This window comes from Pseudoalteromonas rhizosphaerae (genome assembly GCF_902498845.1).
Classification (GTDB): Bacteria; Pseudomonadota; Gammaproteobacteria; order Enterobacterales; family Alteromonadaceae; genus Pseudoalteromonas; species Pseudoalteromonas rhizosphaerae.
In genome coordinates, this window is record NZ_CABVLM010000017.1 from 85,224 (window position 1) to 91,225 (window position 6,002).

Annotated in this window: 8 protein-coding genes and 1 rRNA gene; all 9 read left to right on the plus strand. The window is 42.5% G+C overall.

Annotated elements, in window-relative coordinates:
• Entirely contained in the window at positions 1-435 is a 435-nt protein-coding gene (gene rplO, locus PSR9079_RS20750) for a 50S ribosomal protein L15 (protein ID WP_064668467.1), read from the plus strand.
• Between the two features lie 10 nt (positions 436-445).
• Positions 446-1,774, plus strand: a complete 1,329-nt coding sequence (secY, locus tag PSR9079_RS20755; RefSeq protein ID WP_145241918.1) for a preprotein translocase subunit SecY — start codon at positions 446-448, stop codon at positions 1,772-1,774.
• 22 nt (positions 1,775-1,796) lie between these two features.
• Complete coding sequence (gene rpmJ / locus PSR9079_RS20760) at positions 1,797-1,910, plus strand: 50S ribosomal protein L36 (protein WP_002959476.1); 114 nt, start codon at positions 1,797-1,799, stop codon at positions 1,908-1,910.
• Positions 1,911-2,035: 125 nt separating this feature from the next.
• Complete coding sequence (rpsM, locus tag PSR9079_RS20765) at positions 2,036-2,392, plus strand: 30S ribosomal protein S13 (RefSeq protein WP_145241916.1); 357 nt, start codon at positions 2,036-2,038, stop codon at positions 2,390-2,392.
• Between the two features lie 12 nt (positions 2,393-2,404).
• Positions 2,405-2,791 (plus strand): 30S ribosomal protein S11, encoded by a 387-nt coding sequence (gene rpsK / locus PSR9079_RS20770; protein WP_002959471.1) that lies wholly within the window; start codon positions 2,405-2,407, stop codon positions 2,789-2,791.
• Positions 2,792-2,812: 21 nt separating this feature from the next.
• Complete coding sequence (gene rpsD, locus PSR9079_RS20775; RefSeq protein WP_016710205.1) at positions 2,813-3,433, plus strand: 30S ribosomal protein S4; 621 nt, start codon at positions 2,813-2,815, stop codon at positions 3,431-3,433.
• 24 nt (positions 3,434-3,457) lie between these two features.
• The gene (locus PSR9079_RS20780) at positions 3,458-4,444 is read left to right on the plus strand and encodes a DNA-directed RNA polymerase subunit alpha (RefSeq protein WP_145241913.1); all 987 of its coding nucleotides are present in this window, start codon (positions 3,458-3,460) and stop codon (positions 4,442-4,444) included.
• 39 nt (positions 4,445-4,483) lie between these two features.
• Positions 4,484-4,885 carry a 50S ribosomal protein L17 gene (gene rplQ / locus PSR9079_RS20785; RefSeq protein WP_016710207.1) on the plus strand — a complete coding sequence of 134 codons (402 nt, stop codon included), beginning with the start codon at positions 4,484-4,486 and terminating at the stop codon, positions 4,883-4,885.
• Positions 4,886-5,933: 1,048 nt separating this feature from the next.
• A 16S ribosomal RNA gene (locus PSR9079_RS20790) occupies positions 5,934-6,002 on the plus strand; the annotation flags it as partial.

Sequence of the window (6,002 nt, forward strand, 5' to 3'; positions counted from 1 at the left end):
ATGCATTTGAATACACTTTCTCCTGCTGCAGGTTCTAAATCTGCTGGTAAACGTGTTGGTCGTGGTATCGGTTCTGGTCTAGGTAAGACTGGTGGCCGTGGTCACAAAGGTCAAAAGTCACGTTCTGGCGGTAAAGTACGCGTTGGTTTTGAAGGCGGTCAAATGCCTATGCAACGTCGTCTACCTAAGTTTGGTTTCACTTCTCGCAAATCTTTAGTATCTGCAGAAATAAACCTATACGAGATCGCTAAAGTTGAAGGCGATGTGGTAGACCTAGGTACGCTACAGGCAGCTGGTCTAGTTAAAAAGAACGTTCTGTTCGTTAAAGTTGTTAAATCTGGCGAAGTTTCACGCGCTGTTACCGTTAAAGGCCTTAAAGCCTCTAAAGGTGCTCGCGAAGCTATCGAAGCCGCCGGAGGCAAGGTAGAAGACTAAGGAAGTACTAATGGCTAAACCAGGTCAAGATACACAAAGTGCACAAAGTGGGCTTTCGGAATTGAAACGTCGATTACTATTCGTATTGGGCGCTATCATTATTTACCGTCTAGGTTCATTTGTGCCAATCCCTGGGATTGACGCCGCTGTACTTGCCGATTTCTTCGAGCAACAAAAGGGCACCATTGTTGAAATGTTCAACATGTTCAGCGGTGGTGCGCTTGAGCGCGCTTCGGTGTTAGCACTGGGTATAATGCCTTACATCACAGCTTCAATTATTACGCAACTATTAACGCATATGTATCCTCCGTTTATAGAGCTTAAGAAAGAAGGTGAACAAGGTCGTAAGAAAATTAGCCAGTACACACGCTACGGCACGCTCTTGCTTGCTACTATCCAATCGATCGGTATTGCCACAAGCTTACCGGGTATGATGGACGGGTTAGTTGTTAACCCAGGTCTCGGTTTCTACTTCACCGCAGTGGTGAGTTTAGTAACTGGTACTATGTTCCTGATGTGGTTGGGCGAGCAAATAACTGAACGTGGTATCGGTAACGGTATCTCAGTTCTAATATTTGTTGGTATTGTAGCTAACCTGCCGTCTGCTATTGGTTCGACAGCCGAAATGGCGCGCCAAGGTGATTTACATGTTTTAGCACTGTTATTGATTGCGGTAATCGTATTCGCTGTTACTTATCTTGTAGTGTTCTTTGAACGTGGACAACGTCGTATCGTCGTTAACTACGCAAAGCGCCAACAAGGTCGTCAAGTATTTGCTGCCCAAAGCACGCATTTACCACTAAAAGTAAACATGGCGGGTGTTATTCCACCAATCTTTGCTAGCAGTATAATTCTGTTCCCTGGTACTATTGCCAGCTGGTTCGGCCAGGGTGAAGGTCCTGTCGCTGATGTGCTACAAGCGATTGCTACAACGTTGACTCCAGGTCAGCCTTTGTATGCAATAGTTTTAGCTGCGGCTATTATCTTCTTCTGCTTTTTCTACACAGCGTTGGTTTTTAACCCACGTGAAACAGCAGATAACCTGAAAAAATCTGGCGCATTTATCCCAGGTATTCGTCCAGGCGAGCAGACATCGAAATACATTGATAAAGTGATGACACGCCTGACATTGGCAGGTGCTTTGTATATAACCTTTATCTGTCTGGTGCCCGAATTCATGACCATGGCATGGCAAACGCCATTCTACTTCGGCGGTACATCAATTTTGATTATCGTTGTTGTGATCATGGACTTTATGGCACAAGTACAGACTCATATGATGTCTCATCAATATGATTCTGTGCTGAAAAAAGCGAACCTTAAAGGCTACGGTCGATAAGGTCAGTTTACGGAGTTGAGCAATGAAAGTACGTGCTTCCGTTAAGAAAATATGCCGTAACTGTAAAGTTATTAAACGTGCCGGTGTTGTACGTGTAATTTGCAGTGAGCCTAAGCATAAGCAAAGGCAAGGTTAATTTATAAGTCGTGCAGGCTGAGGTTTCTCGGCCTGTGTTTTCAGTTGTGATTTGGTCTTCGTTTGAGTATCCTTACGGGCTCTTCAAACAGATGATAACCGAATTCAAATATAGGAGATGTGTTAGTGGCCCGTATCGCTGGCATTAACGTCCCTGATCATAAACATGCAGTTATTGGTTTAACAGCTATTTATGGCATAGGTAAGACTCGCTCTAAGGCTATCTTAGTAGCGACTGGTATCGCCGAAACCACAAAAATCGGTGAACTTTCAGACGAAACACTTGACGTATTGCGTGAAGCAGTTGGCAAGTACACTGTAGAAGGTGATCTTCGTCGTGAAGTTACTTTGAATATCAAGCGCCTTATGGACCTTGGTTGTTACCGTGGCCTACGTCACCGTCGCTCTTTACCACTACGTGGTCAAAGAACAAAGACTAACGCGCGTACCCGTAAGGGTCCTCGTAAGCCTATTAAGCGATAAGGGGATAGTATTATGGCTAAGACACCAATTCGTCGTAAAAAGGTTAAAAAGCAAGTTGCTGATGGTATGGCTCATGTTCATGCTTCTTTCAACAACACTATTGTTACAATTACCGACCGTCAAGGTAATGCACTATCATGGGCTACTGCCGGTGGTTCAGGTTTCCGTGGTTCACGTAAATCTACACCATTCGCTGCTCAGGTTGCTGCAGAGCGTGCAGGTACTGCTGCTCAAGAATACGGTTTAAAAAATCTAGAAGTTTTCATCAAAGGTCCAGGTCCAGGTCGTGAATCTGCTGTACGTGCTTTGAATGCTGCTGGTTACCGTATCACCAACATTACTGACGTGACGCCAATACCACACAATGGTTGTCGTCCACCGAAGAAACGTCGCGTTTAACAATAGGTTAGGAGAAATAACATGGCAAGATATTTGGGCCCTAAGCTCAAGCTGAGTCGTCGTGAAGGTACTGACCTGTTCCTTAAGAGCGGCGTAAGAGCTATCGACTCTAAGTGTAAACTTGAGACTGCACCTGGTCAGCACGGCGCTCGTAAAGGTCGCTTATCTGATTACGGTTTACAATTACGTGAAAAGCAAAAAGTACGTCGTATCTACGGTGTATTAGAAAAGCAATTCCGTAACTACTACAAAGAAGCTGCTCGCCTTAAGGGCAACACAGGTGAAAACTTGTTACAGCTTTTAGAGCAACGTTTAGACAATGTTGTATACCGCATGGGTTTTGCAAGCACACGTGCTGAAGCACGTCAGTTAGTAAGCCACAAAGCGGTTTTAGTTAATGGTCGTGTAGTGAACATTCCTTCATTCGTAATTACTCCAGAAGATGTAGTAGTTATCCGTGAAAAGTCTAAGACACAAGCTCGTATCATCGCTGCTCTAGAACTAGCCGAGCAACGTGAAAAACCGACTTGGGTTGAAGTTGACGGTAAGAAAATGGAAGGTAATTTCAAACGCCTACCAGAGCGTTCAGACCTGTCTGCGGACATCAATGAACAACTAATCGTCGAACTTTACTCTAAGTAAAGTTAAGAGTTAAGAGAGGATAAAATGCAGGGTTCTGTTACAGAATTTCTAAAACCAAGGTTAGTCGATATCGACGCTATTAACCCAACTCGTTCTAAAGTAGTTTTAGAGCCATTAGAGCGTGGCTTCGGTCATACTCTTGGGAATGCCTTACGCCGTATACTTCTTTCGTCAATGCCAGGATGTGCAGTAACCGAAGTTGAAATCGACGGTGTGTTGCACGAATACAGCGCGAAAGAAGGCGTACAAGAAGACATCATTGAAATTCTGTTAAATCTTAAAGGTCTAGCAGTTACTTTGGAAGGTAAAGATGAAGTTTTTCTTACCCTGACTAAGTCTGGTGTAGGCCCTGTGACTGCGGCTGATATTCAGCACGACGGCGATGTAACCATTGCCAACCCAGATCATATTATTTGTCATTTAACGGCAGATAATAGTGCGATCAGCATGCGAATTCGTGTTGAACGTGGTCGTGGGTATGTGCCGGCATCTAGCCGTTTATCCTCTGATGACGATGAGCGTCCAATTGGTAGATTGTTGCTTGATGCATCATTTAGCCCAGTTGAACGTATTGCGTACTCGGTTGAATCAGCACGTGTTGAACAACGTACAGACTTAGACAAGTTAATCATTGATATGGAAACAAACGGCACTATAGATCCAGAAGAAGCGATCCGCCGTGCGTCGACTATCTTAGCTGAGCAGCTAGAAGCATTCGTAGACTTACGTGATGTTACTGAGCCAGAAGAGAAAGAAGAGAAGCCAGAATTCGATCCTATTCTACTTCGTCCAGTTGATGATCTTGAACTAACAGTGCGTTCAGCAAACTGTTTGAAAGCCGAGCAAATTCAATATATCGGTGATTTAGTTCAGCGCACAGAAGTCGAGCTTCTTAAAACGCCTAACTTAGGCAAGAAGTCTCTGACTGAAATTAAAGACGTGCTAGCTTCACGTGGTCTATCTCTAGGTATGCGCCTAGAAAATTGGCCACCTGCAAGCCTAGCTGAATAATCTAAATCACTATATTAGTTTAGTTAGAAGGATAGGGTCATGCGCCATCGTAAGAGTGGTCGTCAATTAAACCGTAACAGCAGCCATCGTAAAGCGATGTTCAGCAATATGGCAGGTTCTTTGGTGAAACATGAAATCATCAAAACTACTTTGCCAAAAGCGAAAGAGTTACGTCGTGTAATTGAACCTTTAATCACACTGGCTAAGACTGACAGTGTAGCAAATCGCCGTTTAGCGTTTGCTCGCACGCGTGATAAAGAAGTAGTTGGTAAGTTGTTCAGTGAAATCGGTCCTCGCAATACAGACCGTCCAGGTGGTTACACTCGTATTATTAAGTGTGGCTTCCGTGCTGGTGACAATGCACCAATGGCTTATATTGAACTAGTAGGTCGCACATCTGCGAACGAAGAAGTTCAAGAAGACGCGCAGTCTGCTGAGTAAGTCTTAAAGACACCAAAAAGCCGAGCATAAGCTCGGCTTTTTAATATCTAAAATTTGGCAAAAAATAATATCGCTATCAGTATCCCTGTATATAGCGCAACATCTCAACTATACCATTATCAAACCAACATCTTTGTAAGCCCACTAAGCGTCACTAGAACCTACTTCCCTTAATAACCATTTGTTATTCAACTAGCTTGTTAATTTAAATTTCATGGTCGGTAATAACATTTATAGCTTTGGAAGTTACCCTGCTACTGAATATGTAGCTGTATAAATCTATAGAGTCTACTTTTACCTATGATTTAAATGCGTGATAACTGCGACTGTCAGTGTTTGACCCTCATAAGTTATTAACAATATACATAGGTAAAGATTATAAACTTAGGTCATTTGATCAAAATATTGATCATTTCAGTAGTGGATCGTTTTTTCGATTAAAGATTGAATCTGGGTTTCTTCATTTAACTTACACTTATATAGTTAAAAACAGGCTGGTTTAGTGTTGTTTTTGAGCGTTTAGCTTAAATACTCAGCGAACAGTGTTTTATTTTAAGTTTTCTTCAAAAAAAGGTTGATCTGTTTTTGGATCTCCCTATAATGCGACCCCACTGAGACGGCAGACAGCAACGCTTAGCGAGGCAAGAGTTAATCAGTTAGTCGAGTAAAACTTGAGTTTAGATTTTTAATAAAGTTTAAAATTAAGTATTGACAAAAAAATAGGAAAGCGTAATATGCGCAGCCCTAGCGAGATAAAGTTTAACTTTAACCGCAACGTTCTTTAACAATATAAAGCAATCATCTGTGTGGGCACTCGTACAGATTGAGTTCTAACAGCAGATTCTAGTTCGCTAGATGACGCAAAAAATTTAGAGTCTCAATGTGATTTCTCGAAAGAGAAACTGAGTGACCAACAGCAATAACTTACTTAGGTTTTACTTAAGAAAAGAATTGCAGCACAGTCAATTCAATATCGAAAGATATTAAATAAATTCAGAATTCATTGAGCGTGTCGGCTCTCTTTATGGGAGAAGACAGAAAAAACTTTTAATTGAAGAGTTTGATCATGGCTCAGATTGAACGCTGGCGGCAGGCCTAACACATGCAAGTCGAGCGG

Coding starts and splice junctions, on each gene's coding strand:
- rplO (WP_064668467.1), top strand. CDS start 1: ATGCATTTGAATACACTTTCTCCTGCTGCAGGTTCTAAATCTGCTGGT.
- secY (WP_145241918.1), top strand. CDS start 446: ATGGCTAAACCAGGTCAAGATACACAAAGTGCACAAAGTGGGCTTTCG.
- rpmJ (WP_002959476.1), top strand. CDS start 1,797: ATGAAAGTACGTGCTTCCGTTAAGAAAATATGCCGTAACTGTAAAGTT.
- rpsK (WP_002959471.1), top strand. CDS start 2,405: ATGGCTAAGACACCAATTCGTCGTAAAAAGGTTAAAAAGCAAGTTGCT.
- rpsD (WP_016710205.1), top strand. CDS start 2,813: ATGGCAAGATATTTGGGCCCTAAGCTCAAGCTGAGTCGTCGTGAAGGT.
- PSR9079_RS20780 (WP_145241913.1), top strand. CDS start 3,458: ATGCAGGGTTCTGTTACAGAATTTCTAAAACCAAGGTTAGTCGATATC.
- rplQ (WP_016710207.1), top strand. CDS start 4,484: ATGCGCCATCGTAAGAGTGGTCGTCAATTAAACCGTAACAGCAGCCAT.